This window comes from Sphingobium sp. TomMM15 (genome assembly GCF_055397045.1).
In genome coordinates this window covers 521449-547292 of sequence record NZ_AP027314.1, presented here as the reverse complement: position 1 = coordinate 547292, position 25844 = coordinate 521449, and the positions used below count along the sequence as shown (strand labels likewise).

Annotated in this window: 26 protein-coding genes; 6 read left to right on the top strand and 20 right to left on the bottom strand. The window is 62.1% G+C overall.

Annotated features, from left to right (window positions below; translation table 11 throughout):
* Window positions 1–37: 37 nt before the first annotated feature.
* From rseP to rpsB, 8 genes are all read right to left on the bottom strand, one after another.
* Window positions 38–1171 (bottom strand): RIP metalloprotease RseP, encoded by a 1134-nt coding sequence (gene rseP, locus ACZ51H_RS02840; RefSeq protein ID WP_464802383.1) that lies wholly within the window; start codon window positions 1169–1171, stop codon window positions 38–40.
* Window positions 1168–2328 carry a 1-deoxy-D-xylulose-5-phosphate reductoisomerase gene (locus tag ACZ51H_RS02835; RefSeq protein WP_464802382.1) on the bottom strand — a complete coding sequence of 387 codons (1161 nt, stop codon included), beginning with the start codon at window positions 2326–2328 and terminating at the stop codon, window positions 1168–1170. Before ACZ51H_RS02835 ends, rseP begins: the two co-directional genes overlap by 4 nt.
* Window positions 2325–3095 carry a phosphatidate cytidylyltransferase gene (locus ACZ51H_RS02830; RefSeq protein WP_464802381.1) on the bottom strand — a complete coding sequence of 257 codons (771 nt, stop codon included), beginning with the start codon at window positions 3093–3095 and terminating at the stop codon, window positions 2325–2327. Before ACZ51H_RS02830 ends, ACZ51H_RS02835 begins: the two co-directional genes overlap by 4 nt.
* Window positions 3096–3098: 3 nt before the next feature.
* The gene (locus tag ACZ51H_RS02825) at window positions 3099–3842 is read right to left on the bottom strand and encodes an isoprenyl transferase (protein WP_464802380.1); all 744 of its coding nucleotides are present in this window, start codon (window positions 3840–3842) and stop codon (window positions 3099–3101) included.
* Window positions 3843–3885: 43 nt separating this feature from the next.
* Window positions 3886–4443, bottom strand: coding sequence for a ribosome recycling factor (frr, locus tag ACZ51H_RS02820; RefSeq protein WP_464802379.1), 558 nt, complete (start codon window positions 4441–4443; stop codon window positions 3886–3888).
* Window positions 4444–4449: 6 nt separating this feature from the next.
* Window positions 4450–5175, bottom strand: a complete 726-nt coding sequence (gene pyrH / locus ACZ51H_RS02815; RefSeq protein WP_196224070.1) for a UMP kinase — start codon at window positions 5173–5175, stop codon at window positions 4450–4452.
* A 160-nt stretch (window positions 5176–5335) separates the two neighbouring features.
* Window positions 5336–6262, bottom strand: coding sequence for a translation elongation factor Ts (tsf, locus tag ACZ51H_RS02810; protein WP_464794579.1), 927 nt, complete (start codon window positions 6260–6262; stop codon window positions 5336–5338).
* 116 nt (window positions 6263–6378) lie between these two features.
* Window positions 6379–7137, bottom strand: a complete 759-nt coding sequence (gene rpsB / locus ACZ51H_RS02805) for a 30S ribosomal protein S2 (protein ID WP_464802378.1) — start codon at window positions 7135–7137, stop codon at window positions 6379–6381.
* A gap of 245 nt (window positions 7138–7382) precedes the next feature.
* Here rpsB and ACZ51H_RS02800 point away from each other — a divergent pair, with 245 nt between their 5' ends.
* Window positions 7383–7610, top strand: coding sequence for a hypothetical protein (locus ACZ51H_RS02800; protein ID WP_464802377.1), 228 nt, complete (start codon window positions 7383–7385; stop codon window positions 7608–7610).
* An 8-nt stretch (window positions 7611–7618) separates the two neighbouring features.
* Here the strand turns inward: ACZ51H_RS02800 and ACZ51H_RS02795 are convergent, their stop codons facing one another.
* The gene (locus ACZ51H_RS02795) at window positions 7619–8398 is read right to left on the bottom strand and encodes a CDP-alcohol phosphatidyltransferase family protein (protein ID WP_464802376.1); all 780 of its coding nucleotides are present in this window, start codon (window positions 8396–8398) and stop codon (window positions 7619–7621) included.
* Window positions 8395–9129 carry a phosphatidylserine decarboxylase gene (locus ACZ51H_RS02790; protein ID WP_464802375.1) on the bottom strand — a complete coding sequence of 245 codons (735 nt, stop codon included), beginning with the start codon at window positions 9127–9129 and terminating at the stop codon, window positions 8395–8397. Before ACZ51H_RS02790 ends, ACZ51H_RS02795 begins: the two co-directional genes overlap by 4 nt.
* Window positions 9130–9294: 165 nt before the next feature.
* On the opposite strand from ACZ51H_RS02790, the gene ACZ51H_RS02785 reads away from it, so the two are divergent.
* Complete coding sequence (locus tag ACZ51H_RS02785; RefSeq protein ID WP_464802374.1) at window positions 9295–10515, top strand: NADP-dependent isocitrate dehydrogenase; 1221 nt, start codon at window positions 9295–9297, stop codon at window positions 10513–10515.
* Between the two features lie 85 nt (window positions 10516–10600).
* On the top strand, window positions 10601–12214 hold the full coding sequence (locus ACZ51H_RS02780; RefSeq protein ID WP_464789081.1) for a GNAT family N-acetyltransferase: 1614 nt from the start codon (window positions 10601–10603) through the stop codon (window positions 12212–12214).
* A gap of 175 nt (window positions 12215–12389) precedes the next feature.
* Here the strand turns inward: ACZ51H_RS02780 and ACZ51H_RS02775 are convergent, their stop codons facing one another.
* From ACZ51H_RS02775 to ACZ51H_RS02760, 4 genes are read right to left on the bottom strand one after another with little or no spacing between them, the layout of a single operon-like run.
* A complete protein-coding gene (locus ACZ51H_RS02775; RefSeq protein ID WP_464802373.1) occupies window positions 12390–12743 on the bottom strand; it encodes a dihydroneopterin aldolase in 354 nt (117 codons plus the stop codon).
* Entirely contained in the window at window positions 12736–13641 is a 906-nt protein-coding gene (locus tag ACZ51H_RS02770; RefSeq protein ID WP_460987769.1) for a bifunctional 5,10-methylenetetrahydrofolate dehydrogenase/5,10-methenyltetrahydrofolate cyclohydrolase, read from the bottom strand. The genes ACZ51H_RS02775 and ACZ51H_RS02770 overlap by 8 nt, the downstream gene beginning before the upstream one ends.
* Complete coding sequence (gene purU / locus ACZ51H_RS02765) at window positions 13610–14470, bottom strand: formyltetrahydrofolate deformylase (RefSeq protein WP_464802372.1); 861 nt, start codon at window positions 14468–14470, stop codon at window positions 13610–13612. The genes ACZ51H_RS02770 and purU overlap by 32 nt, the downstream gene beginning before the upstream one ends.
* Window positions 14471–14495: 25 nt before the next feature.
* Window positions 14496–15374 (bottom strand): methylenetetrahydrofolate reductase, encoded by an 879-nt coding sequence (locus ACZ51H_RS02760; RefSeq protein ID WP_464802371.1) that lies wholly within the window; start codon window positions 15372–15374, stop codon window positions 14496–14498.
* 134 nt (window positions 15375–15508) lie between these two features.
* Between ACZ51H_RS02760 and ACZ51H_RS02755 the strand changes: the two genes are divergently transcribed.
* Entirely contained in the window at window positions 15509–16243 is a 735-nt protein-coding gene (locus tag ACZ51H_RS02755) for an alpha/beta fold hydrolase (protein WP_464772105.1), read from the top strand.
* On the top strand, window positions 16240–17634 hold the full coding sequence (desA, locus tag ACZ51H_RS02750) for a syringate O-demethylase (RefSeq protein WP_449471745.1): 1395 nt from the start codon (window positions 16240–16242) through the stop codon (window positions 17632–17634). Before ACZ51H_RS02755 ends, desA begins: the two co-directional genes overlap by 4 nt.
* Window positions 17635–17824: 190 nt before the next feature.
* Here the strand turns inward: desA and ACZ51H_RS02745 are convergent, their stop codons facing one another.
* The 6 genes from ACZ51H_RS02745 to ACZ51H_RS02720 all read right to left on the bottom strand — a co-directional run bounded on the left by ACZ51H_RS02745 (window position 17825) and on the right by ACZ51H_RS02720 (window position 24216).
* A complete protein-coding gene (locus ACZ51H_RS02745) occupies window positions 17825–18574 on the bottom strand; it encodes an IclR family transcriptional regulator (RefSeq protein WP_449471744.1) in 750 nt (249 codons plus the stop codon).
* A gap of 37 nt (window positions 18575–18611) precedes the next feature.
* Window positions 18612–19016 (bottom strand): nuclear transport factor 2 family protein, encoded by a 405-nt coding sequence (locus ACZ51H_RS02740; protein ID WP_449471742.1) that lies wholly within the window; start codon window positions 19014–19016, stop codon window positions 18612–18614.
* A 103-nt stretch (window positions 19017–19119) separates the two neighbouring features.
* Window positions 19120–19656, bottom strand: coding sequence for a 2,4'-dihydroxyacetophenone dioxygenase family protein (locus ACZ51H_RS02735; RefSeq protein WP_449471741.1), 537 nt, complete (start codon window positions 19654–19656; stop codon window positions 19120–19122).
* A 35-nt stretch (window positions 19657–19691) separates the two neighbouring features.
* The gene (locus ACZ51H_RS02730) at window positions 19692–22289 is read right to left on the bottom strand and encodes a TonB-dependent receptor (RefSeq protein WP_464802370.1); all 2598 of its coding nucleotides are present in this window, start codon (window positions 22287–22289) and stop codon (window positions 19692–19694) included.
* A gap of 153 nt (window positions 22290–22442) precedes the next feature.
* A complete protein-coding gene (locus ACZ51H_RS02725; protein ID WP_464802369.1) occupies window positions 22443–23201 on the bottom strand; it encodes an SDR family NAD(P)-dependent oxidoreductase in 759 nt (252 codons plus the stop codon).
* 82 nt (window positions 23202–23283) lie between these two features.
* Window positions 23284–24216 carry an AraC family transcriptional regulator gene (locus ACZ51H_RS02720; protein ID WP_464802368.1) on the bottom strand — a complete coding sequence of 311 codons (933 nt, stop codon included), beginning with the start codon at window positions 24214–24216 and terminating at the stop codon, window positions 23284–23286.
* 310 nt (window positions 24217–24526) lie between these two features.
* Here ACZ51H_RS02720 and pabB point away from each other — a divergent pair, with 310 nt between their 5' ends.
* The gene (pabB, locus tag ACZ51H_RS02715; protein ID WP_464802367.1) at window positions 24527–25735 is read left to right on the top strand and encodes an aminodeoxychorismate synthase component I; all 1209 of its coding nucleotides are present in this window, start codon (window positions 24527–24529) and stop codon (window positions 25733–25735) included.
* The last annotated feature ends 109 nt before the right edge of the window (window positions 25736–25844 follow it).

Here is a 25844-nt window from a genome sequence, read left to right as displayed (position 1 = left end):
ACACGGCGCTAAATCGCGCCTCCCTGCCCGATACGGCTTAGCCGATCAAGCCGGACAGGCGTTCCCAGAGCCCGAAAGAAGATAAATCGTTGAAAGTCACCAGCATCATCATGGCCAGGAGCACCGCCAGACCCGAACGATACGCCCAATCCTGCACACGCGGACTGACGGGCCTGCGCTGAATAGCCTCCACCCCGTAAAACAGCAGATGTCCGCCATCCAGCATGGGAATTGGCAACAGGTTGATGAACCCCAAATTAATCGAAATGAGGGCCATGAAGAATACGAAACTTTCGATCCCCAAAGTCGCGGCCTGACCCGAAACCTCCGCGATCTTGAGTGGTCCGCCCAGTTCCTTATACGACCGGCCACCGCCCAATATCTGCCCCAGCGTCTCGACCATCGTACGGATGATCTGGCCCGTTTGCTTGAGAGCGACGGCAGGCGCACGCCAAAGCTCCACCGGCTCTATCACCGGCTGTCCAGGAGCGATGCCCAGCCGCCCGACCTTGAAACTGTTGCCGAAGCCGTCACGCTCCTGAACGGCGCCGACGCTGCCCTGCTTCTCGACCGTCTTGCCCGCCCGCTCGAGCAGGATCGTCACCGGTTCACCGGGACGGATCTGCGCATAAAGGCGAAGGTCATCGAAGGTCGCCATCTCTCGCCCATTGAGCGACAGGATACGATCTCCGGGCTGGATACCCGCCGCCGCCGCTGCGCTGGCTGGCTGCACCTTCCCCACGACCGCCGGGGTTCGGCTCTCGCCATAAGCGAAGGCGAATGTGGACAGGATCAGGATGGCGAACAGGAAATTGATGAATGGGCCTGCCGCGACGATTGCCGCCCTTTGCCACAGCGGCTTGGCCGGAAAGCTTTCGGCGCGCTCGCTCGCGGGAAGCTGCAACCATGCGGGGTCTGTCTGGCTGGCGGCGTTCATGTCGCCCTTGAAGCGGACATATCCACCTAGCGGCAAAGCGCCGATGCGCCAGCGCGTTCCGCGCCGGTCCACCCATGCGGCAATCTCCGGGCCAAAGCCGATCGAAAAGGCTTCCGCCTTCACGCCACACCAGCGGCCCACCAGATAATGGCCGAGTTCATGCACGAAAACGAGCGGCCCGATGACCGCTACAAAGGCGAGGACCGTCAACAGGAACCCGGGATTTTGGATCAAGCCGTCAATCTTTCCATCACTTGGCCCGCCATGCGTCGCGCCTGTGCATCTGCTTCCAGCACATCGTCGATCCCGCTTGGCACTGGCGCGCTATAGCGGTTCAGAACGTCCTCCACAATCATGGCGATATCAAGGAAGCCGATGGCCTTATTCAGGAAGGCCGCCACCGCCACTTCATTGGCGGCATTCAGGATCGCAGGCGCCAGCCCACCCTGCTCCGCCGCCTGCCGCGCCAGACGAAGGGCGGGGAAGCGGACGTCGTCGGGTGCCTCAAAATCAAGCCGTCCTGCCTGTGCAAGGTTGAGAGGCTGACAAGGCGTTTCCATCCGATTGGGCCATGCAAGCGCGCTGGCGATGGGTATGCGCATGTCCGGCGATCCCAGCTGCGCCAGGGTCGACCGATCCCGATATTCGACCATCGAATGGATGATCGATTGAGGATGAACCAAGATCTCGATGCGCTCCAGCCCCACGGGGAACAGATGCGCCGCCTCGATCAGTTCCAGGCCCTTGTTCATCATCGTGGCGCTATCAACGCTGATCTTCGCGCCCATCGACCAATTGGGGTGCGCCACGGCCTGCGCTGGCGTTATGTGACGCATCTCTTCCCGGCTGCGCGTGCGAAACGGGCCGCCACTCGCCGTCAGGATGATCCTTGCCACATCGTCCAAACGACTTCCGGCAAGGCACTGGAAAATAGCATTATGCTCGCTATCGACCGGCAGCAGTGTAGCGCCCGAATGCTCCGCCGCGTCCATCATCAGCGCACCCGCCGATACAAGCGACTCCTTGTTGGCAAGGGCAACCGTGCCGCCCGCCTTCAACGCCGCCATTGTAGGGCGCAGGCCCGCACAACCGACGATCGCGGCCATGGTCCAGTCCGCCCCCGCCTCTGCCGCCTCGATCAGAGCAGCTTCGCCCGCTGCGACCCTGATACCAGACCCCTGCAACGCCGCCTTTAACGCATCGTAGCGCGCGGGGTCGCCTATCACAGCCATTTGGGCATTACACCGGCGCGCCACCGTGGCCAGCCCGTCAACGTCGCTATGCGCGGTCAGTGCCACCACTTCAAACGCATCGCGATCGCGCTCGATCAGATCGAGTGTCGACATGCCGACAGACCCTGTCGCACCAAAGATGGAAACCTTGCGCGTCATGGGAACACCAGCAAAAGATAGAGGGCAGCAGCGAGCGGCGCCGCCGCAACGACCCCGTCCAAACGGTCCATCACGCCGCCATGGCCCGGCAGCAGGCTTCCGCTGTCCTTGACACCCGCACGGCGCTTCATCGCGCTTTCCAGCAGGTCGCCCAGCTGCGCCGCCACCGCCAGCAGCCCGCTCGCAGCGGCAAGCTGGATCGGCAACCCTGCGAAACGATGCAGGACGAAACCCAGGATCAACGCCGCCAACACGCCCCCGCCCAGCCCCGCCCAGGTCTTGGACGGGCTTACCCTTGGCGCCAGCTTCGGCCCGCCGATCGAACGCCCCGCGAAATAAGCGCCAATGTCGGTCGCCCACACCAGCGACAATGTCCAGAAGGCGAGCAGAAGCCCGCCCGGCTGCTGCTGACGCAGAAAGATAAGCGCCATCACCGGCACGAAAACGTAGAAAATCCCCAGCGACAGCCGAACCGATCGCGTGACCAAAATCACAAAGAAGAAAGCGGCGACCGCAAGCGTGAAGGCTGTCCAAGACAGGCCCGCCGCCAGCGGACAGAGGAGCGCCAGCGGCACCGACACCGCAAACATCGAAAGCCGCCGATGCTCAGGCGAAGCGCCCGTAAGGTCTGCCCACTCCCCCTGCATCAGCACACCAGCGACGACGAGCAGCAACCAGAAGAAAAAGCCCCCGAAATAAAGGGCTGCGGAAGCCAGGGCTATAAGCAGCAGTCCAACGACCGCGCGGGTGCGAAGCTCACTGGACATCGGTCAAAGCCCGCCGAAGCGGCGGTCCCTCAAACGGAAGGCGTCAAGCGCCTCGGCAAGCGCCCTCGCATCGAAATCGGGCCAGAGCATATCGGTAAAATATAGCTCGGCATACGCCGCCTGCCACAGCATGAAATTGCTCAGCCGCTGCTCTCCCGACGTCCGGATCAGCAGGTCGAGCGGCGGCAGATCGGCCGTGTCCAGCCCGGCTTCAACATCTTCCAACCGAACGGCTCCGGGATCGATTTCGCCAGCCCGCACCCGTTGCGCGATAGTCTGGACTGCTCGCACCATTTCGTCCTGCGCGCCATAATTAAGGGCGATCGCGATGATCGGTCCATTGTTGGACGCGGTTCGCGCCACTGCACGCTCGATTAGGTCGACGAGAGACGGATCAAGCGCCTGATAGTTGCCGATCACCCGCAACCGCACGCCATTGGCGTGAAATTCGTCAAGGTCCGACTCGATGAAGCGCCGCAGCAGCCCCATAAGGTCGGCCACTTCATTTGCCGGCCGCTTCCAATTCTCCGATGAGAAAGCGTAGAGCGTCAAACATTCCAGCCCAAGGTCTCGCGCGGCCCGAGCAACCCTGCGGACAGCTTCGACGCCAGCCCGATGCCCTGCGATACGCGGCAGGAACCGCTTCTTCGCCCAGCGGCCATTACCATCCATGATAATGGCGACATGGCGCGCACCATGACCGGACGCGCCGTCATGAGCGAAGTCGGATTTGGCTTGGCTGGCCATCAAAGTTGCGCGCGAGCGATGAACACGGAGGGAGCGTCCCGGCTTACTGGCCGAGAATTTCCTTCTCCTTGGCCGCTGTGACCGCGTCGATATCCGCGATGGTGCTGTCCGTCAGCTTCTGCACCTCTGTCTCCAACCGCTTGCGTTCGTCCTCGCTGATTTCGCCCTTCTTTTCGTTGGCCTTGAGATGGTCCATGCCATCGCGGCGAACGTTGCGGACAGCGACGCGGGCGCCCTCGGCATATTTGCTGGCGAGCTTGGCCAGTTCCTTGCGCCGTTCCTCGGTCAGGTCGGGGATCGGCAGGCGCAGCGTCTGGCCGTCCATGATCGGATTAAGGCCAAGGCCCGCTGAGCGGATCGCCTTGTCGCAGGGACCGACATTGCTCTTGTCCCACACCTGCACCGACAACATGCGCGGTTCGGGAGCGGAGACGGTTGCAACCTGGTTTAGCGGCATATGTGCGCCATACACTTCGACCGTGACCGGATCGAGCAACTGGATATTGGCCCGGCCGGTACGCAGACCCGCCAGATCACCTTTCAGCGATTCGACGGCGCCGTGCATGCGGCGTTCGAGGTCGGCCTTGTCATATTGAGCCATGGTATTTCAACGCTCCTGATTTTGCACGATCGTCGCAACTCCGTCCCCGGCCAGCACCTTTGTCAGATTGCCGGTTTCGCGGATGTTGAAGACGACGATGGGGATATTGTTTTCGCGGCAGAGAGCAATGGCGCTCGCGTCCATGACCTTCAAATTGTCGTTCAGCACCTTGTCGAAGCTGATCTCATCATAACGCGCAGCGTCGGCTACCTTCTTGGGGTCGGCATTATAAATGCCGTCCACGCTGGTGCCCTTGAACAGCGCGTCGCAGTTCATCTCCGCCGCGCGCAGTGCCGCGGTCGTATCGGTGGTGAAGAAGGGACTGCCCGTCCCCGCCGCGAAGATGACGATCCGGCCCTTTTCCATGTGCCGCACGGCCTTGCGCCGAATATAGGGCTCGCACACGGTCGCCATCGGAATGGCCGATTGAACGCGCGTATCGTAACCGATCTTTTCCAGCGCATTCTGCACCGCCAACGCGTTCATCACGGTGGCGAGCATGCCCATATAATCCGCGCTCGTGCGGTCGAATCCCTTGGCGGCTCCCGCCAGGCCACGAAAGATGTTGCCGCCGCCGACAACGACGCAGATTTCAAAGCCCGCATCCTTCGCCGCAGCGATTTCGGATGCGACACGGTTCACGGTTTCCGGCTCGATGCCGAATTGCCCCTGCCCCATCAGCACTTCGCCCGAGAGTTTCAGCAAGATGCGCTTGAACGGCGGACGAGTCATGCGGGGTAAAATTCCATCAATTGGAGCAGACAAAGGAATGGCGCGCACCTTAGGCAGCGCGCGCCATTCTGTGAAGTCCTTAGCGTCTTCGCCCAGCTTGTCGAGAAGCGTTGCTCCCGAGCGCCGCCCGAACCGAACGCCTTATCAGGTTAGGCCGGGATCAAACGCCCGCAGCCGCAGCGACTTCAGCAGCGAAGTCGCTCGTTTCCTTCTCGATGCCTTCGCCGAGCTGGAAACGGACATAGTTCTTCAGCGTGATCGAAGCGCCTGCATCCTTCGCCGCCTTGGCGACAACGTCAGCGATCGGCGTCTTGTTGTCCATCACGAACAGCTGGCTGAGCAGCGCATTTTCCTTGGCGTACTTGGCGACCGAACCATCAACCATCTTCGCGACGATCTCGGCGGGCTTGCCCGATTCGGCAGCCTTTTCAGCGGCGATGGCGCGTTCACGCTCCAGCAGAGCCGGATCGATGTCAGCAGCCGACAGCGCCAGCGGGAAAGCGGCAGCGATGTGCATCGCGATCTGCTTGCCGAGCGGCTCCAGCACGTCAGCAGGCGCATCGCCCTCCAGCGCGACCAGCACGCCGATCTTGCCGAGGCCCGGCGCAGCGGCGTTGTGAACGTAGGGAACAACAACGCCCTGGCTTACTTCCAGCTGACCAATGCGGCGCAGGGTCTGGTTCTCACCGATGGTGGCGATGTTCGACACCAGCTTTTCGGAGATCGTGCCACCAGCCGGGTGAGCCTGCGACGACAGCGCTTCGGCGTCGGTCGCGCCGCTGTTCAGGGCAACCTGAGCCACGGTGCGGACGAAGTCCTGGAACTGGTCGTTCTTCGCTACGAAGTCAGTTTCGCTGTTCACTTCGACGGCAACGCCCTTGGTGCCAGCGACGGCAACGCCGACCAGGCCTTCGGCAGCGGTGCGGCTCGACTTCTTCTGCGCGGCGGCTAGGCCCTTGGCGCGCAGCCAATCGACGGCGGCTTCCATGTCGCCATTGGCTTCAGCGAGCGCCTTTTTGCAGTCCATCATGCCCGCGCCCGAACGGTCGCGCAGTTCCTTGACGGCAGCAGCGGTAATCTCGGCCATGTTTCGGCTCCTAAATTTCGATGGGGTTCAAATAAACGGGGTTCGAATAAGCACTAGGGCGCGTTCCGGTGGAGCGCGCCCTAGCCTCTTAATCTTGCAGTTCGAAGACCGCGGGATCAGGCCTGAGCGGCGACCTCTTCAACTTCGGGCTCGTCCAGAGCACCAAGGTCAACGCCCGAAGCCTGCTGCGCACCACGGTTGCCCTTGGTGGCTGCGGCGGCGATGGCGTCGCAGTAGAGGCGGATCGCACGGCTGGCGTCATCGTTCGCCGGAACCGGGAAAGCGATACCGTCGGGCGAGACGTTCGAATCGAGGATCGCGACGACAGGAATGCCCAGCGTGTTGGCTTCCTTGATCGCCAACTCTTCCTTGTTGGCGTCGATCACGAACATGACATCAGGGATGCCGTTCATGTCGCGGATGCCACCCAGCGACAGTTCGAGCTTCTCGCGCTCGCGGGTCATCTGAAGGACTTCCTTCTTGGTGAAGCCGTGGGTGTCACCCGACAGCTTCTCTTCAAGGGTCTTCAGACGCTTGATCGAACCCGAAATGGTCTTCCAGTTGGTGAGCATGCCGCCCAGCCAGCGGTGGTTGACGAAGTGCTGGCCCGACTTGCGGGCGGCTTCAGCGATCGGGTCCTGCGCCTGGCGCTTGGTGCCGACGAACAGCACCTTGCCGCCGCCGGCGACGGTCGCCGACACGAAGTCCAGCGCGCGGCCGAACAGCGGCACGGTCTGCGACAGGTCAAGGATGTGGATGCCGTTGCGCTCGCCGAAGATGTACGGCTTCATGCGCGGGTTCCAACGGTGGGTCTGGTGGCCGAAGTGGGCGCCAGCCTCGATCAATTGGTGCATGGTGACGACAGGTGCCGCCATAATAGTTCTCCTTCCGGTTTAACCTCTGGGAATCAGGAACTGGGGCGTCACGCCGTCAGCACCGGATATGTGCGATTCCCATGTGGAATGGCGCGCCCCTTAGCGCGGCGCCCCGCGCGATGCAAGGGCTTGACGACGCCTACAAAGTGGAACATATAGGGAACATGGGAACAAATCGGACATTCGGCCGGTTTGGACTTCAATCAGGACCTACGGTTCTCAGCACAGGAAGAGTGAGCGGTCTTATGTTCACCATTGTTGCAGCTACGGTTTTCTTCGCGGCCTTTCTACTCGCCGCCAGCGTGATAGTCGGGATGTTCGCGCTCTATCATGAAAAGATGGTAGCCGCCCTGTTGTTTGAGCCCATCCCTCATGAGCCGCCAGTATATCGCCTACGGATCAGCCGCCGCCGTGCCGCGCCAAGCCGTCCGCTTGCTCCCACTGCAACACGGCCGCACGCTTTCGCCGCCTGATCCGGTCGTCACGTTCCCGTGGCGGTCACTTGTTGCCGCCGGACTTTAGCGTAGGACATCATCCCAAACGGGATCGTCACGAGATATATGGCGCACAGGAATAGCAGCGTCAGCCAAGGATCGGTGATCAGCAACGCGGCGAGCAAGCCAGCGACGGCGATCGCCTCAAGTCTGATCCTCTTACGGAGCCGCAGCGCCGACCAAGTGTAGGTCGCAATGCTGGAAATCATTAGAAAGGCGATAAAGGCCGTCCACGGCGCAACCACATACCACGCCCGGAAGACCTCCTGCCCTGTCACCAGCCACAGATAAAGTGGCACGAACGCCAGCCCCGCTCCCGCAGGCGCTGGCACGCCCGTCAAGAACCCGGCCGATTTATGCGGCTGTATGTCGGCGTCGATATTGGCGTTGAAACGCGCAAGCCGCAGCGCGCACGATAGCGCATGCGCCAGCGCGAATATCCAGCCGAACTTCGGCATGGCGTGCAGTGACCAGAGGTACAGGATCAGTGCTGGCGCAACACCAAAGGCGATGGAGTCGGAAAGCGAATCCAACTCCGCGCCGAATCGGCTTTCCCCACGCAGCAGCCGAGCGATGCGACCGTCGAGCCCGTCCAGCACGCCCGCGATCAGGATGGACAGAACTGCCCTCTCCCACTCTCCGGAAATGCCATAGCGCACGCCCGTCAGGCCGAAGCATAGCGCCATTGCAGTGACGGCATTGGGCGCGACCATCCGCAGCGTGATGCCCCGGCGAAGCCCACGCGGGATAGCGCGCCGCTGCCTCATTGCTGGATACCCGAAATGACCCGCATGTCGCCAATCTGGCCTAGGATGGTCTCGCCAGCAACGGTCCTTTGCCCCAGCACCACGCGCGGCGCCGTTCCAGCGGGAAGGTATACGTCCACGCGGCTGCCAAAGCGGATGAGCCCGATCCGCTGCCCCGCCGCGATCATGTCGCCCGGCTTCACGAACGGCACGATCCGCCGCGCCACCAGCCCTGCAATCTGGGTGAAGCCGACGCGCACGCCGTCATGCCGCTCCACCAATATGTGCTGGCGCTCATTATCCTCACTCGCCTTGTCGAGGTCGGCGTTCAGGAACTTGCCCGAAATATAGACGACCGACTTTACCGTCCCGCCGATCGGCGTGCGGTTAATATGGACGTCGAACACGCTCATGAAGATCGACACGCGGATCATCGGCTGATCGCCCAGGCCATCCGCTCCAGCCATCTCACGCGGCGGCGGCACGCGCTGGATCAGCGTCACCAGGCCGTCGGCTGGCGCCACGATCGCCCTCTCATCCTGCGGCACGGCGCGCACCGGGTCACGAAAGAAGGCGAACACCCAGATCGTCACCATCACCATCAGCCAGCCGGGTATCGTCCAGCCTACCAGGAACAGCACTGCCGTAATCGCCGCAGCAATCAGGCCGAATTTCATCCCCTCCGGATGCACCGAAGGGAAGCGCCACTTCACATTGCCGCCCAAGGCGACGGTGATTTCGTCATTTTCCATGGCACCTGTCTTTAGGGACAGTCACTTGCAGTGACAACGGCCGATCCTGCACTGAACGCACGGCAAGTCTGACGTCCCGTGACCGCCAATGCGGAGTTGAACATTGCCGCCGCTTTCCCTAGGGCGTGTCGCAATTGCATCCAAACAAAGAAGGCGAAGAGGCGCATGGCGAAGATCAAGGTCAAAAACCCTGTCGTGGAGATCGACGGCGACGAAATGACGCGGATCATCTGGCAGTGGATCCGTGAACGCCTCATTCTCCCCTATCTCGACATCGACCTCAAATATTATGACCTGAGCGTCGAAAAGCGCGACGAAACCAACGACCAGATCACCGTCGATTGCGCCAATGCCGTCAAGCAATATGGGGTCGGCGTGAAGTGCGCCACCATCACCCCGGACGAAGCGCGCGTCGAGGAATTCGGCCTCAAGGAAATGTGGAAGTCGCCCAATGGCACCATCCGCAACATCCTGGGCGGCGTCGTGTTCCGCGAACCGATCGTCATCAAGAACGTGCCCCGCCTCGTTCCCGGCTGGACCGACCCCATCGTCATCGGCCGTCACGCGTTCGGCGACCAGTATCGCGCCACCGACTTCCTGGTCCCCGGCCCCGGCAAGCTGCGCATGGTCTGGGACGGCGCGAATGGCGAGAAGATCGAGAAGGACGTCTTCAACTTCCCCAGCCCGGGCGTCGCCATGGGCATGTACAACCTCGACGATTCGATCCGCGACTTCGCTCGCGCCAGCATGAATTATGCGCTCGATCGCGGATGGCCGCTGTATCTGTCGACCAAGAACACCATCCTCAAGGCTTATGACGGCCGCTTCAAGGACCTGTTCCAGGAAGTGTTCGACAAGGAATTTGCCGATCAGTTCAAGGCGCAGGGCATCGTCTACGAACACCGCCTGATCGACGACATGGTCGCCTCTGCCCTGAAGTGGAGCGGCAAGTTCGTGTGGGCGTGCAAGAATTATGACGGCGACGTGCAGTCCGACACCGTCGCGCAGGGCTTCGGCTCGCTGGGCCTCATGACCTCCGTCCTCCTCTCGCCCGATGGCAAGACCGTCGAAGCGGAAGCCGCGCACGGCACCGTCACCCGCCACTATCGCCAGCACCAGCAGGGCAAGCAGACGTCGACCAACCCGATCGCGTCGATCTTCGCCTGGACGCAGGGTCTGGCCTATCGCGGCAAGTTCGACGATACCCCGGAAGTCACGAAGTTCGCCGAAACGCTGGAACGGGTCTGCATCGAAACCGTGGAAAGCGGCGCGATGACCAAGGATCTTGCCTTGCTGATCGGTCCGGATCAGGCATGGATGACCACCGAGCAGTTCTTCGAGGCGATCCGCGCGAACCTCGAAACCGCCATGGGCAATTGGAACTGATCCAGCCTTTTAGGCATTCAGTACGGAAACGGAATAAGGCGGTGCCGTCCAACGGCGCCGCCTTTTCCATGGCGGGAGATCGGCGATGACGACAGCAACACGCAAACGGCTGGAGGTCCGCACCGCGGTGCCCGCCGACGTTCGCGGAATCCAAAGGCTGATCGCGCGCGTCTATCCCGGCATGGCCAACTATTCGCTCGCAACCCTGCGCGGCCAGATCAACAATTTCCCGAACGGCTGCTTCGTCGCCCTCTACGACAACAAAATCGTCGGCTATTGCGCGACCATGCGCGTCAGCCGGTCGATGGCCTTTTCCTTCCATGATTGGGAAGAAATCACCGCCAACGGCTTTGGCACCCGGCACAGTGCGGCTGGTGAATGGCTCTACGGCTATGAAATGGCGGTCGATCCAAAGCTGCGCGGGCTGCGTATCGGCCAGCGGCTCTATGACGAACGCAAGGAACTGGCCGAAGAGTTGGACCTGCACGGCATCGTTATCGCGGGCCGCATGCCCGGCTATGCTCGCGCGAAACGCCGGGTCGATGGCCCCGCCGATTACCTCGACAAGGTGGTCCAGGGCAGGCTGCGCGACCAGGTCATCAGCTTCCAGCTCAAGAACCAGTTCGAACCGCTCGGCGTCCTCGAAAACTATCTGCCCGAAGACAAGCAGTCGGACGGCCACGCCGCGCATCTTGTCTGGCGCAACCCCTATGTCGATCCCGACGAAGCGCCCGAAATGCGGGTGCCGCGCGGCGTTGAGAGCGTTCGCCTAGCCACCTGCCAGCTTCAGGCCCGCGCCGTTGCCGACTTCGATGAATTTATTCGCAACATCGAATATTTCGTTGATGTTGCAGCAGATTATCGTTCCGACTTCATCGTCTTTCCGGAACTGTTCACCCTCCCCCTGCTCTCCTTCGAAACCAAGAAACTGTCTCCACTGGAAGCGATCGACAAGCTCACCGGCTACACACCGCGTCTGACGAAGGAACTGACGCGCATGGCGCTGGAATATAATATCAACATCATAGGCGGCTCTCACCCGACGCGCGCAGACGATGGCGATATCCAGAACATCGCCTATGTCGCCCTGCGCGATGGATCGGTGCATACGCAGGAAAAAATCCACCCGACCCCCAACGAAGCTTTCTGGTGGAACATCAAGGGCGGCGATTCGCTAGACGTGATCCAGACCGATTGCGGCCCGATCGGCGTCCTCATCTGCTATGACAGCGAATTTCCGGAGCTAGCCCGCCGCCTCGTGGATCAGGGCGCGCGCATCATCTTCGTTCCCTTCTGCACCGACTCGCGCCTCGGCTATATGCGGGTGCGCTACTGCGCGCAGGCGCGGGCGATCGAAAACCAATGCTATGTCGTCATGTCCGGCAATGTCGGCAATCTGCCCAACGTCGACAACATGGACATCCAATATGCGCAAAGCGCCATCCTGACACCCTGCGACCTACCCTTCGCCCGGGATGGCATAGCGGCGGAGTCCACCGAGAATGTCGAAACGCTGACCATGGCCGACGTCAACCTAGCCGACCTCAGCTGGGCGCGAGCGGAAGGCACGGTGCGCAACCTCCGCGATCGCCGGTTCGACCTTTATCATATCGACTGGGACAGCAGCCCCGATCATGCCCATGCCCCCAGCGGCGGCCCGGTGCCCGCTGGCGGCCACAATGCGCCTGGTGGTGGGTGAGAGGATCGAAGCTTGGCTACCTTTTCGCTCCCTACCTCATGCAAAGGGATGTCTCGAAGGGATGGTTTTGGGCTTTCCTGCCCTTAAGAACAAGAAAGGGGCTTCGACAAGCTCAGCCCGAACGGGGAGAATATGAGCTGTTTCAAGGCATGATCGTCTCATGCCTATCAGCGCCTCACTTCGACATCGATATCGTGACCGACGCCATCCCCGAAGGCAGCGCGCGGGGCTTGTCGATCACCACCTCGGCCTGCCGCACATGGTCGAAGGCGAGGCAGGATCGCGCCAGTTCCGCGCCAAACGTCTCGATCAGCCCGATGCGTTTTTCTGCCAGCATCCGCGCCAGTTCGTGGACGCGGCGATAGTCGATCGTCGCCCCCAACATGTCCTCCGTCACCGGATCGACCAGCAGCGTGATGCTGACCACCAGCGGCTGGAACGTGCCGATCTCGTCGGGATTGATGCCGATGTCCGCCATCAGTGGCAGGTCGCGCACGGCGACCCGCGTCGTGGAGCAGGACTCAACCAAGAGCCGCTGCCCGCTTGGCAGCCTGCACCGTGTTGGCAAGCAGGCAGGCGATGGTCATCGGCCCCACCCCGCCCGGCACTGGCGTCACCGCTCCAGCATGACCGAGTTCGTCAAAGGCACAATCGCCCACCAGCTTTTCCTTCCCATCCTCGTTCATCACGCGGGTGATGCCGACATCGATCACGATCGCGCCCGGCTTCACCCAATCTCCTCGCACGAGGCGCGGACTGCCGGCGGCGGCAACGACGATATCGGCAGTGCGCACGATGTCGGCCAGGCCCTTGGTTGCGATATGCGTGACGGTCACCGTGCATTCGCGTTCCAGCAGCAGCATGGCGACAGGCTTGCCGACGATGTTCGACTTGCCGATGACTACGGCGTTGAGGCCGCGATAGTCATCCACCACCGTGTCGAGCAGGCGCATGCAGCCGAGCGGCGTGCACGGCACCAGCCCACCAATCCCGGTCGACAGCCGCCCGACGTTGACGGGGTGAAACCCATCCACATCTTTGGCCGGATCGATCGCGTCCAGCACCCGCGTCGCGTCGATCTGCCGGGGGAGAGGCAACTGCACCAATATGCCATGAACGCCCGGGTCGGCATTAAGCGACGCGATCAGCGACAGCAACTCGGCTTGCGCGATGGAAGTGTCCAGCCGATGCTCGATCGACCGCATGCCCGCTGCCTTCGTCTCCTTGACCTTGCGGCGGACATAGACCTGGCTTGCCGGATCATCGCCCACCAGCACGACGGCGAGCGTCGGCAGTACCCCGGTGCGCGCATGCAGCTCCGCCGCTTGGCGTGCCGTCTCCGCGCCGATTGTGCGGGCGAGCGCCTTGCCGTCGATGGTCAGGGCCACGCGCGGATCAGTTGCGGAAAACGACTGTGCGGCTGTCATTGACCAGAACCCTGTCTTCCAGATGATATTCAACCGCCGTCGCCAGCACGCGCCGTTCGATGTCGCGGCCCTTACGAACGAGGTCGTCGGGGCTGTCGGCATGGCTGATCCGCTCGACATCCTGATGGATGATCGGCCCTTCATCGAGGTCGGCGGTGACATAATGCGCGGTCGCGCCGATCATCTTGACGCCGCGCGCATGCGCCTGATGATAAGGCTTGGCGCCTTTGAAGCCGGGCAGGAAGCTGTGGTGAATGTTAATGCAGCGGCCAGACAAATAAGCGGCCAGATCGTCCGACAATATCTGCATGTAGCGGGCCAGCACGATCAGTTCCGCGCCGGTTTCCTCGACCACCGCCTTGATCTGCGCTTCCTGCCGCGCCTTCGTGTCCTTGGTGACGGGCAGGTGATGATAGGGAATATCGCCGATCATCGTGGTGTTCAGCGCGGCCATCGGATGGTTGGACACAATGCCGACCACATCCATCGGCAATTCGCCGATGCGGTGGCGATAAAGCAGGTCGCCCAGGCAATGGTCGAACTTCGACACCAGCAGGAGCACCCTCCGCCGCTCCGCCGCATCGCGCAGGCTCCATTCCATGCCATGATCGTCGGCCACCGGTCGAAAGGCAGCGCTCAGCTTATCGATGTCGTTCCACGGCGCAGTCAGGTCGACCACCACCCGCATGAAGAACAGGCCGCTTTCGCGATCGTCGAACTGCTGGGCTTCAAGGATATTCCCACCATGCGAGGCGAGGAAGGCGGCGACGGTGGCGACCAAGCCCGGCCGGTCGGCGCAGGACAAGGTCAGGATGCAGGTCTGGGTCAATCGATCCCCCTATGGATGATGTGCGTTAATTCTGGTTCGACCGGTGCTGCCCGATCCACTCCGCCGTCCGCGCCAAGCCGCCGAACGGATAGAAGTGCAGCCGCACCGGACCATGGCCGGAATGCAGGCCAGCGGCGATGTCGCCCACCAGCCGGTCTGGCCCAGCCGCGCCCAGCAGGCGCGACAGGGAAATCCCGTATTTGGCAAGCACCGAAGCGGACGCGCCCACGCCGCAATGGGCAGCAAAACGCAGCAGCGTCTTGATCCCCGCCGGCCCCGGCACACCGATCCGCACAGGCGCATCGATGCCCCGCCGCCGCAGTTCGATCAGCCAGTCGAGCACCGGCGCCGCATCGAACCCGAACTGGGTGACGATCAGCGGGGCCATGCCGCGATCCGACACCTCCGCGCACTTCGCCAGAAGCGCGCTCCACCGGGCCTCTTCGTCCATCACCGGATGTCCTTCCGGATGCCCCGCAATACCGATCGCCTTCACGCCATGCGTTTCGAATAGGCCGGTGCGAAGCAACGAAAGCGCATCCTCGAACGGCCCCGCAGGAACGGGAGGATCGCCCGCCACCAGGAACATGCGGCGCACGCCTGCTTCCTCGGCCGACCGGCGCACCGTCTGTTCCAGCTCCTCAAAGGACCCGATCCGCCGCGCCGACAGATGCGACATGGGTTCAAAGCCAAGGTCACGGACCAGCTTCGCCGCGTCGATCCGCGCATCGATCGTCTCGCCCGGCAGGAAAGTTATGGCGATCGGCGTTTCCGGCGCCAGCATCGACGCGGCGGAACCCAGGGCGTCGCAATCCTTGGCCGTCATCTCGATCGAATAGCCATCCGTGATCCGCTTGGGGATATGCTGTTCCCAGTTCGGGTGGATCGTCGCCGCGCCCGCCATGACCGCTCTCCTGAAGTGTTTGGGCTTTGCCGAGCAGCGTCGGCCACTCGATCTTTTTGCCATTTCTTCTCTAGCGCCTTTCCTTTAATTCGTATATAGGAAATTTCACGAATACGAATTAAGGCGATTTCATCGTGTCCGCTTCCACCGCAAATCTTGTCCTTCTGCCCGGCCTTCTCTGCGACTCCCGCATGTTTGGCGCGCAGCTGAAGCGTTTCCCCGACGCCTTCGCAATCGATGGCTTTGGCGCGTGTGACAGCATCGCGGAGATGGCGCAGCGCGTGATCGCCTCTGGCCCCGAGAAGATGGCGCTGCTCGGCCATTCTATGGGCGCACGGGTCGCACTAGAGGTTGTGCGGCTTGCCCCTGAGCGCGTGGAAAAGCTCGCTCTGATTAGCACCGGCACACACACCGTCCGTGAAGGAGAGGCAGAGAAGCGCCACACCCTGCTGGCGCTCGCCCGGGCGGAGGGCATGGCCGCACTGGTGGACCGCTGGCTTCCCCCCATGGTCGCCCCTGCCCGCCGCGCCGATCAAGAGTTGATCGCGCCGCTGCACCTAATGGCGACACAGGCCGGGATCGAAACCTATGCGTCGCAGATCACCGCCCTTCTCGGCCGCCCGCAGGTCGAATCGCTGCTGCCGAACATCGCCTGTCCGACGCTGGTCGCGGTGGGCGACGCTGATGAATGGAGCCCGCCCGAACAGCACCGCGCCATAGCTGCGCGCATCCCCGGTGCGCACCTCAAGATCATCGCCGGGGCGGGCCACATGCTGCCCGCCGAGGCGCCTGATGCCCTTAACGAAGCCATAGCCGACTGGCTGGACATGCCCGTCGGCTCCAATACCATGATGGGAGACGATGAATGACTGAAAGCCTGCAAAATCTGGTCGAAGGCAAGGGTGACCTCGTTCACTTCCTGCGCAACCAGCAGACCGGCCCCAACGCCTATCCGGGCGTTCCCGCGGAATATTCCAACTGGCGCAACGAACAGACCGCATGGGCGCAGAAGGCCGTGCTGTTCAATCAGTCCTATCACATGGTCGATCTGGAAGTCAGTGGGCCCGACGCCTTCGCGATGCTGAACCATCTCGGCATCAACAGCTTCAAGGGCTTCATTCCCGATCGCGCCAAACAGTGGGTGCCGGTCACGCCCGACGGCTACGTCATCGGCGACGTGATCCTCTTCTACCTTGAAGAAAACCGCTTCAACCTGGTCGGCCGTGCCCCCGCCATCGAGTGGGTGGAATATCATGCCCAGACCGGCAAGTGGAACGTCACCGTCGAACGCGACGAGCGCACCGCCGTCCGCCCTGACCCGGAAAACCGCAAGTCTTACCGCTATCAGCTGCAAGGGCCGAACGCGATGCAGACGCTTGAGGCGGCAATGGGCCAGACCCCGCCCGACCTCAAATTCTTCCATATGACCACGCTCGACATCGCCGGTTGCAAGGTGCGCGCGCTCCGCCACGGCATGGCGGGTCAGCCGGGCTATGAGCTGTTCGGTCCCTGGGCCGAGCGCGAAACCGTGCGCCAGGCGCTGATCAAGGCGGGCGAACCCTTCGGCCTGACGCTGGTGGGCGGCCGCACCTATTCGTCCAACACGCTCGAATCGGGCTGGATCCCCTCCCCCCTGCCTGCCGTCTACAGCGGCGAAGCGCTCAAGCCCTATCGCGAATGGCTGACCGCCAACTCCTACGAAGCCAAGGCGTCGATCGGCGGCAGCTATGTCCCCGACAGCATCGATGGCTATTATCTGACCCCCTGGGATCTCGGTTATGGTCTGTTCGTGAAGTTCGATCATGATTTTATCGGCCGCGAAGCGCTGGAGAAGATCGCGGCCGGACCGCATCGCAAGAAGGTGACGCTGGCGCTCGACAGCCAAGACGTCGCCCGCGTCATCAGCTCCGCTTTCCAGAAGGGCGACCGCGCGAAATATTTCGAATTCCCCTCGGCGGTCTATTCGATGCACCCCTATGACTCGGTGCTGGTCGATGGCAAGCAGGTCGGCCTGTCCACCTGGGTCGGCTACAGCGCCAATGAAGGCCGCATGCTGACGCTGGCGATGTTGGACGCCGAATATGCCGAGCCCGGCACGAAGGTGACGCTGCTGTGGGGCGAACCCGATGGCGGTACCAGCAAGCCGACCGTCGAGCCGCACATCCAGGTCGAAATTCACGCCACTGTCAGCCCCGCGCCCTATTCCGAAGTCGCGCGTGACAGCTATGCGGATGGATGGCGGACCCGCAAGACCGCCTGATCATCCAACCGGCGGGGTGTTTTTCTCCCGGCATCCCGCCGGATTTTTTGGAGGCAGTGCTGCTGTGCTCCTGCAAAGGCAAGAGCCTAATTCGGCGCTTGGACCTGGGCTCCTGCCTTCGCAGGAGCACGGCGTATATCCTTCACCCGTTTGCCCTGAGCGCGAACGGCGCCGGGATCAGCAGCATACTTCAGGCAATATCGAACAAAGCCGCCGTCCGTGTCAGCGCGGACACCACGCGCCGGTCGAGTTCCTCATCGAACCGCACTACCGGCACGGCGACGCTGAACGCCCCGGCCACTTCCCCATCCGCGCGCGCCACATAGGCCAAGCCGTAAATGCCGGGCGTGCTTTCTTCCCGCGTGCGCGCCACGCCCGTCTGCCGCACCAGCCTGATCTCCTGCCGCAGGGCATCCGCGTCCGTGATCGTCGTGGGAGTCAGCGCCTCGCGACGGCTTTCCTCCAGATAGCGTTCGAACTCTTCGTCCGGCATCGCCGCCAGCAAGGCCTTGCCCGCCGAAAAACAGTGGAGCGGCGTGCGACGGCCGGTCTGCACGGCATAGCGCAGCGCATGGTCGCTGGTTTCGGTGATCAGCGCTTCCATCTCCCACCCCTTGCGCACGAAGAAGGAGCTGGTCTCGTTCAGCTGGACGCGGAGCGACCGCACCAGCGGCGCGGCCCGTTCGGCGAGCGAGAAGGCAGGCGTCGGCCCCTGTAACCGGGCCAACCCCGGCCCGGCGCTGTAGCGGCGACCTTCGCGTTGCAGATAGCCGCGCTCCGTCAGCGTCGCGAGCAGGTAGGACAGGCTGCTGACAGGGATCGACAGAGCCTGCGCGATCTCCTGCGCCACTAGTGGGCGGCGGCACGACACGACATATTCGATGATGTCGATCGTGCGCATGGCGGATTTGACGGTGGGCGATAGCGTCTGTTCGTTCATGGCCCGACTTTAGCATCAGGAATGAAATGGAATAGCCTCATGCCGAAAAGATGAGCGATCCGCTGCGTTCCAGGAAACGCCATCCTCCAGTGGTGCGGATGAACCTGTCCTTGAATGATCCCACCAACGGCGTGCCTGGGCCGACGAATAACAGCATAGCGCTTTCGCCTGTGGCCTCATCTGTGCTGAGAACGTCGATGACGACATTGGCGCAGACATGGCGGGTGGTACGCGGCGGGCGGGCGAGGAAGGCGGCCAATATAGCTTCGCGGCCAACAATCGGCTGATCGGGCGCGGTTGGCCGGGATAACCGGCCATCATCCGTGAACAAATGGGCTGCGGCTTCCCATTTCGCCGCATCGTTGAGATTGGCATAATGGTGGACGAGACGGGTACAATCCCACTCGATTGCGCGGCGCTGGTCAGGGGTTGGGAAGCTCATGAGGTCTTCGGCGCTGCGGCGTTACGTGGCAGGGGCCTGCTCTTGGTCATTTTGCAATCCATCCGCCGGGAGGCGGGCTGCTCCTCCCGGCGGACGCCCCCGCTCAGAGGTAGAGTTGCGGGTTGATGGGCAAGTTGTTTTCCCGGCAGTAGCTCTCATAATGGTTGATGAACCACCATACATCGGCCGTCTCCACGAACTTGCCATCCTCGTCGTAGAATTCGATCGGCCCCTGCATCCATCCCCACAGTTTGCCACCCTGGGGATGCTCGCTGACCAGTGTGTGCCGTTCGCCGGGCACTTCCAAGAAGAAGTCGCCTGGGCCTGCGACCCAATCATGCTCCAGATAGCGCAGGCTGCCTTCCAGGCACATCATGACTAGCCGCCCGCGATGCTTGTGCGTGCCGACGACGCCCGGTCCTTTCAACCAGAGCACATTGCAATAGATGTTCTGGCGGACGTCGAACGCGAGGTGACGAATGGCGGCGTTGGGACCGAACGGCACCCAAGGACTTTCCGCCTCCGACGGCCCGATGAAGCTGCCCTTGACGCCATGCGCCTCAATCACATGAGACAGGTTTTCGGGCACATCGACGATCTTGAAGGCGGTCGATGGGGGGGCGGTCATTACAGTGGACATGATGATGCGATCCTGTTTCCGTTATGTGGGGTTGATCAGAACTTCACGCCCAGCCTGGCATACCATTCGGCCGGACGATTATAGGTGCCGTAGAATTGCCCCCCGGCGATCTGCGCCTGACCCGTGGTCAGGAAACGTTCGTTGAAGACGTTAGTGCCGCCCACCGTGACGCTGTAGCGGTCGTCAGGCAGGCGCAGCGTGACGTTGGCATTGACGACGTTCGAAGCCTTGCGGTTGAGCAGGAAGGTCCCTTCGGTGTCGTTGCGCATCCGCGACGTGTAGGTCCAGTCGGCCAACATTATGAGCTTCGCGCCGCTGCTGCCCACATCCAGCTCGACGCGCGGGCTGACATTGACCTTCCAATGCGGCGTCTTGGGCAGTTCGGCACCCACGAACACACCGCCCTGGATCACGCTGGGCGCGACAACCGCGCCCGGCAGTACCGAGGTATATTTGGCGTCGATATAGCCGAGCGATGTCGTCAGGGCGAAGGCGCGGATGGGCGCGAAGACCGCTTCGGCCTCGAACCCCTTGATGCGGGCGTCACCGGCGTTCTGGATGGTGGGGGACACGCCCTGCTGGAAGTTCAGCTGGATGCCCTTATAGTTGGTGGTGAAGGCCGCGAAGTTTAGCTGCAGACGCCGGTCGAACAGCTTCGACTTGAGCCCGATTTCCCAAGTCGTCGCCTTTTCCTCGTCAAAGTTCGGAGCATCGGGGAGCGGGTTCGATAGGCGCGTCGTCCAACCGCCGGTCTTGTACCCTTTCGACCAGGAAGCATAGGCCATAAGGTCGTCGCTGGGATAAAGCTGGACGCCGATCTTGGGCGAGAAATTGTCGAAGGTCTTGCGGTTCACGCCACCGGGATAAAGCTGCAGCGGGGCGTTGGCGTTGGGGAAGCCTGCCGCGATCCGGCAATCGTCGCTGATCGGGGTCAGCGATGCGCAGGGCGGGACGCCAAAGCCGTTCAGGATCTTGTAGGTCAGGCCGTTGAGATCGGTCTGAAACCCTTCGAACGACTTCTTTTCCTTGGTATAGCGCGCGCCGACCGTGATGCCGACCAGGTCGATCGGCTTAAAGTCCAACTGCCCGAACACAGCGCCATTCTTGGTGCTCAGAAGGTTGTTGCCGTCGATAGACAGCAACCCTTCGGCGAAGGTCACATATTCATGAAGGTTACCCGACTCTTCGAAATAATAAGCGCCAAGAACATACTTCAGCCGTTCGTCCAGCGCGTTGCCTAGCATCTGGAACTCCTGGCTGAACTGCTTCTGATTCATCTCGAAACTGATCTGAAGCATGTTGAGCGGCGACCCGTCATTATCCAGCCCCGCCTTCCAGTGCAGTTCGCGATAAGCCGTAATGGATTTCAGCGTCAGGCTGTCGGACAGATCATATTCGATCGTTCCTGCGGCGCCGTAGGATTGCATGCGCGAGAAGTTGGATCCCGTTGCGTAGCTGCTGTCCTTGTCGCCCGTCACAAAGCGATTGTCGTAAGGTAGGCGGTTGTTGTCGGGATTGGCGTCGGCATTGACGCCGAAGATCGCGGGCAGGTCAAACAAGCCGGTGCGCCCGGCACGCCGAAAGGCATAGACGAAAGACGGCGGGCCGTTGCCGCACCCGGTCGATTGGCCCGCAATGGCGCAGTTATAGCTGCCCGCGAACACATCGAACGCGCCGCCCGCGACATTGGGTGTGGTCGCCAGCAGCGTGTTGGGGAGCTGTTCCTGCTTGCTGTTGCTATAGTCCCCGGTCAACGACACGCGCACGGCATCGCTCGGTTCCCAGCGCAGCTTGGTGCGCAGGCTCCAGGCATCTTCGCCGCCCTCACGGCCGATCCCGGCATTTTCATAACCGGACGCGGAATAGGCGGTCGCCGGTTCGACCTGATAGGTGCCCGGCTGCGCGCCCGGGAAAGGCTTGCGCTTGAAATAGCCGTTGCGCGTCTTGACGGAAAAGGACACCGAGCTCGCCAGCGTGTCGCTGATCGGAATGTCCGCCGTGCCGCGCGCCTGGAACAGCCTGTAGCTGCCCACCGTCGCATCGCCGATGAAGCGGAACTTGTCACCCGGATCATGGGTGACAATGGAAATCGCGCCGCCGATGGTGTTGCGGCCGAACAGCGTGCCCTGCGGACCTTTAAGCACTTCGATCCGCTCGACGTCGCCCAGTTCCTGGTTCGCGCCGACCGAACGTGCCAAATAGACGCCGTCCAGATAGACGCCGACGCCCGGATCGATGTTGAACGCGAAGTCGTTCGATCCGATGCCGCGGACATAGGCTGCCAGCACCGATGACGACCCGGAAAAGGGCGTACCCGCATCGAATGTCACATTGGGGGCCAGGCCCGAAAGCGACGCCACGCTCTGCACCGCGCGCTCCTGCAATGCATCGTTGGTGAAGGCGGTAATCGCGATCGGCACCTTCTGCACATTTTCCGAACGACGCTGGGCCGTGACGACGATGTCCTGGACGCCACCGGTCTGGGGCACTTCCTCAGCGGCAGGCACTGGATCGGGCGTGGCGGTGGTGCCAGCGGGTGCGGGCGTCACTTCCTGGGCGTACCCCGGTGTCAAAGTCCCGGCCGCTATGGCCAGCACCGACGCAACGGGCAATGCGGCTATCATCTTGATCATGGTTCCTCCCCTCGGCAATGGACGCTTTTCGCGCTCCCCATCGAAATGACAGAAACCCGCCTCTCCCGCTTGCACTGGAGCGCTGCCGATCAGGACTCCAGCGCAATTTGATTCATTTCCGCGAATTTTCACGAATGCGAATTTCTGCCTTGGTCAGTTTGCCAGATAACCGCCATCGATCGGGATGCACGCGCCGGTGATGAAGGCCGCCCTGTCCGACAGCAGGAAGGCCGTAAGGTGCCCGCACTCCTCCGGCTCGCCCAGCCGCTTGATCGCCTGGGGCGCAAGCAGCGCTTCCAGGAACTCGGGCGAAGTGCCCTCGAGCAGCTTGGAGCGGATCGCGTTGGGCAGGATGGCATTAACGCGCACATTGACGTCGCCATTCTCCCCCGCCGCCGTTCGCGTCAGACCAAGGATCGCATGCTTAGTCGCCGCATAGACGCCTGCTTCGCGGAGGCCCACCGCTCCCGCGATGGATGAGACGTTGACGATGCTGCCGCCACCCTGCTCCCGCATAACGGTCAGAGCGCCGCGCATGATGCGGAAGCAGCTTTTGAGGTTCACATCGTTCACCTTGTCCCACAGATCATCGCTGCTGTCCGCCAGCATGGATTTAAGGCCGATGCCCGCATTGTTGACGGCGAAGTCGATACGCCCATCGATCGCGCGCGTCTGCGCAATCAGCGCGTCGATATCGGCCGCGCTGGTAACATCGGCCGCCATAAAGCGCGCGGTGCCGCCCGCCGCTTCGATCTCCGCAACCGCTTGCGCGCCTTCTGCCGCAGAGGAGGTGAGGTCGCTCAACACGACATGCGCCCCTTCCGCCGCCAGCACCTTCGCGATGCCGCGCCCGATGCCGCTGGCAGCGCCAGTGACAAAGCCCGTTTTCCCGGCAAGCAATCCGTTGGTCATCTGCGTCACTCCTGCATGCTGATGATAGGCGCGCTCCTGCGATCGGAGCGGCCGATGGACGATCTTTGGAAATTACCGCTGGTCAGGCGCGCGCGATCTGGCGCCCTTCGCGAGGTGAATAGCCGTGCCGCTTGCGGAAGCAGCGCGCGAAATAAGCAGGGTCGTTGAAGCCGAGTTCAAGGGCGATCGCGGTGATGTTCGCCGCCCGGTCGGCCGCAAGCATTTCCAACGCCCGTTCCAGCCGCCGGTCCAATATATAGGCGCGCAGCGTCGTGCTTTCAGCCGCGAACCAGGTCTGGATCGTTCGGGGCGATATGCCAACTTCGCGCGCGATGGATTCCGTGTCGAGATTCGGGTCGCCCAGCCGTGCCTCCACGATCGCCTTGACCCGCGCCAGTCCCCGGCCATCGACATTGGGGCCGCCGCGCACAGCGCTGCGCAAGGCAAGGCCCAGCAGGTCCAGCATCAGCGTTTCGGCGCCCTCGGCCCAACTTGGATCAGGCGGCGCGGCGCGGCTCTCCGCCTCTCGCCACAGGGCAAGAGCGAGTTGGTGAAAACTGTGGACGGTCGGCGAATTGCCGGGCGTCGGACTGCCGATATGGAGGTCCAGCTGCGGCACCCGCTGTTCCAGTTCATGGCGGGCGACATCGACCACCATCATTTCATGGGATGCAACCTCGATCCGCATCGGCGCTGCGGTGGTGCAGATGGAAAGGTCGCCGGGCCGCAGGACGCATTCGCGGCCGGATTGGCGCTGCTCGCTGAGACCAAGGGTCTGGAGATGCACCAGCAGCCGCTCTTCCCCATGGTGTCGCGCGCTGCGCGACACGACCGAAGATTCTGCCCGTGCCTTGAAAATGGTGAGGTCGCCCAGCGTCCAACAACCAAGCTGCCCGAGAAATTCGTGGTTGGAACTGTCGATCATCAGCCCGGCGGACCGGCCAGAGGCGATCCTGTTCCAGTAAGCCAAGCGATCACGCCTGGCGACGTCCTGCGTCGAGAATTGCTCGATCATCCACCGCTCTCCTGACTGGAACAGTTTCACATAAATTATGAAAAGGAAATAGTGGCGGTCGTCATCCTCTTGACCTTCATCCGGCTCGTTGCAGGTGATGGGGCCATAATCATCGTCAAGAGACTGATAAATCTTATTTTATCTCCGTTTCATTCCCTCCCGTGGAATATATCTTCAGACCAAGACTTAGAAAAAATGAATATCTGCGGATCAGTTCGAATGATCGCCACGGCGCGATGTGGGGCCACAGCAGACCTAAAGCTCGTTCGGAGGCCGAAGATTTCTCGGCGCGTGCGAGGTGGAGCGTGCAATGAACCATCTTCTTACTGTGCCGCCGCAATCGGCCCGACCAGAATGTGGTGTGAAGGCCTTGGGTTTCCTGTCGGCCTTCGATCAACCCTATGTGCTTTTAGACGACGCATCCTCGCCCAACGGCGACGTCACGCTCTTCACCCATCCGATGCAAGTGATCGAGGCTGCGACGCTCTCGGAAGTCGTACCTGCACTGGAAGCGGTGCGCGCAGCTACGAGACAAGGCGCACACGCCGCCGGGTTTGTCAGCTATGATGCCGCCGCCGCCTTCGATCCCGCCATGCCGGTTACCCCCTCCTGCGGGCCGCTCCTCTGGTTCGGGATATTCAGGACCCCATTGGTGCTGCCGTCACAAATGTTCGCGAACCTGCTCCCCAACGATGCGGCGTTCCGCATGGGGCCACTGACGCCCGCCAGCGCGAAAGGGCAGCATATGGGGCGGATCGAGGACCTGCTCGAACTCATTCGTGCAGGCGATCTGTATCAGGCCAACCTCACCTTTCGCGCCGGGATGGACTTCGACGGTGATCCGCTGGCGCTCTACACCCGGCTGCGGCAGCGCCAGCGCGCCCCCTATGGCGCGATCATATCCACTGGCGCAGCCCTCATCTTCTCCTTCTCGCCGGAGTTGTTCTTCACGGTGACTGGGCGCGACATCGCCTGTCGTCCGATGAAGGGTACGGCGGAGCGACATGCCGATCCCGTAGCGGACGCTGCCGTTGCACAGTCGCTCGCCGCTGATCCCAAACAACGTGCCGAAAATCTGATGATCGTCGATCTGATGCGCAATGACCTGTCTCGGGTGGCGGAGCCTGGATCGGTGAAGGTGCCTCAGCTTTTCTCGGTCGAAACCTATCCGACGGTCCACCAGATGGTCTCTGCCGTGACGGCGCGCCGCCGCGAGGATGTGGACGCTTTCGACATCCTCGCCGCCCTGTTCCCCTGCGGCTCAATCACTGGAGCGCCCAAGATCCGTGCGGCGCAAGTGATTGCACAGCTGGAAGACAGGCCACGCGGCATCTACACAGGATCAATCGGCCATTTCAGCCCGGACGGTGACGCGCGTTTCAACGTTGCGATCCGTACCCTGACCGTCTCACCGGCAGAACGGCGGCTGACGATCGACCTCGGGTCCGGCATCGTCGCTGACTCCGATCCCCTCGCGGAATGGGAGGAATGCCTGACCAAGGCACGATTTCTTGACTAGAGCATTTTCGAAGCAGATGGCATCATCTGCTGGCTCGGAAAATACGGAAACAAAAGACAAATGGAGCATGATCCGATCCAGTCTGATCGGATCATGCTCTAGGATTTGC

What these genes read in the sequence shown, in the direction of transcription:
- ACZ51H_RS02835 (WP_464802382.1), bottom strand. Translation starts at nt 2,328, where the DNA reads ATGACGCGCAAGGTTTCCATCTTTGGTGCGACAGGGTCTGTCGGCATG.
- ACZ51H_RS02830 (WP_464802381.1), bottom strand. Translation starts at nt 3,095, where the DNA reads ATGTCCAGTGAGCTTCGCACCCGCGCGGTCGTTGGACTGCTGCTTATA.
- ACZ51H_RS02825 (WP_464802380.1), bottom strand. Translation starts at nt 3,842, where the DNA reads ATGGCCAGCCAAGCCAAATCCGACTTCGCTCATGACGGCGCGTCCGGT.
- frr (WP_464802379.1), bottom strand. Translation starts at nt 4,443, where the DNA reads ATGGCTCAATATGACAAGGCCGACCTCGAACGCCGCATGCACGGCGCC.
- pyrH (WP_196224070.1), bottom strand. Translation starts at nt 5,175, where the DNA reads ATGACTCGTCCGCCGTTCAAGCGCATCTTGCTGAAACTCTCGGGCGAA.
- tsf (WP_464794579.1), bottom strand. Translation starts at nt 6,262, where the DNA reads ATGGCCGAGATTACCGCTGCTGCCGTCAAGGAACTGCGCGACCGTTCG.
- rpsB (WP_464802378.1), bottom strand. Translation starts at nt 7,137, where the DNA reads ATGGCGGCACCTGTCGTCACCATGCACCAATTGATCGAGGCTGGCGCC.
- ACZ51H_RS02800 (WP_464802377.1), top strand. Translation starts at nt 7,383, where the DNA reads ATGTTCACCATTGTTGCAGCTACGGTTTTCTTCGCGGCCTTTCTACTC.
- ACZ51H_RS02795 (WP_464802376.1), bottom strand. Translation starts at nt 8,398, where the DNA reads ATGAGGCAGCGGCGCGCTATCCCGCGTGGGCTTCGCCGGGGCATCACG.
- ACZ51H_RS02790 (WP_464802375.1), bottom strand. Translation starts at nt 9,129, where the DNA reads ATGGAAAATGACGAAATCACCGTCGCCTTGGGCGGCAATGTGAAGTGG.
- ACZ51H_RS02785 (WP_464802374.1), top strand. Translation starts at nt 9,295, where the DNA reads ATGGCGAAGATCAAGGTCAAAAACCCTGTCGTGGAGATCGACGGCGAC.
- ACZ51H_RS02780 (WP_464789081.1), top strand. Translation starts at nt 10,601, where the DNA reads ATGACGACAGCAACACGCAAACGGCTGGAGGTCCGCACCGCGGTGCCC.
- ACZ51H_RS02770 (WP_460987769.1), bottom strand. Translation starts at nt 13,641, where the DNA reads ATGACAGCCGCACAGTCGTTTTCCGCAACTGATCCGCGCGTGGCCCTG.
- ACZ51H_RS02760 (WP_464802371.1), bottom strand. Translation starts at nt 15,374, where the DNA reads ATGGCGGGCGCGGCGACGATCCACCCGAACTGGGAACAGCATATCCCC.
- desA (WP_449471745.1), top strand. Translation starts at nt 16,240, where the DNA reads ATGACTGAAAGCCTGCAAAATCTGGTCGAAGGCAAGGGTGACCTCGTT.
- ACZ51H_RS02745 (WP_449471744.1), bottom strand. Translation starts at nt 18,574, where the DNA reads ATGAACGAACAGACGCTATCGCCCACCGTCAAATCCGCCATGCGCACG.
- ACZ51H_RS02740 (WP_449471742.1), bottom strand. Translation starts at nt 19,016, where the DNA reads ATGAGCTTCCCAACCCCTGACCAGCGCCGCGCAATCGAGTGGGATTGT.
- ACZ51H_RS02735 (WP_449471741.1), bottom strand. Translation starts at nt 19,656, where the DNA reads ATGTCCACTGTAATGACCGCCCCCCCATCGACCGCCTTCAAGATCGTC.
- ACZ51H_RS02730 (WP_464802370.1), bottom strand. Translation starts at nt 22,289, where the DNA reads ATGATCAAGATGATAGCCGCATTGCCCGTTGCGTCGGTGCTGGCCATA.
- ACZ51H_RS02725 (WP_464802369.1), bottom strand. Translation starts at nt 23,201, where the DNA reads ATGACCAACGGATTGCTTGCCGGGAAAACGGGCTTTGTCACTGGCGCT.
- ACZ51H_RS02720 (WP_464802368.1), bottom strand. Translation starts at nt 24,216, where the DNA reads ATGATCGAGCAATTCTCGACGCAGGACGTCGCCAGGCGTGATCGCTTG.
- pabB (WP_464802367.1), top strand. Translation starts at nt 24,527, where the DNA reads ATGAACCATCTTCTTACTGTGCCGCCGCAATCGGCCCGACCAGAATGT.